This window comes from Paraburkholderia sp. BR14320, from assembly GCF_040948665.1.
Lineage (GTDB): Bacteria > Pseudomonadota > Gammaproteobacteria > Burkholderiales > Burkholderiaceae > Paraburkholderia > Paraburkholderia youngii.
In genome coordinates, this window is the sequence record NZ_JBFPKG010000334.1 from 1 (window position 1) to 262 (window position 262).

The 262-nt window shown below is 57.3% G+C and carries 1 protein-coding gene; it reads left to right on the top strand.

Features of this window, described 5'->3' with window-relative positions:
- Positions 1-45: 45 nt before the first annotated feature.
- Positions 46-262, top strand: a 217-nt coding sequence (locus AB3X89_RS40540; protein WP_368587283.1) for a transposase, incomplete at its 3' end; no start/stop codon positions are given.

A 262-nucleotide genomic window follows, 5' to 3' on the forward strand; every position in this document is an offset into this window, starting at 1 on the left:
TAGAGCGTGTTAGGAACTTCGATTGAGACCTGTTATCCTGGCGGGATGAAAAGAACAGACCGCAAAGGGTATCCGACTGATGTGTCGGATGAGGAATGGAGTTTCGCGGCGCCGTATCTGACGCTGATGGACGTCGACGCGCCCCAGCGCAAATACGAACTGCGCGACATGTTTGATGCATTGCGCTGGATGGCTCGTGCCGGCGCGCCGTGGAGGATGCTGCCCAATGATTTCCCGCCGTGGGAGCTGGTGTATCAGCAGA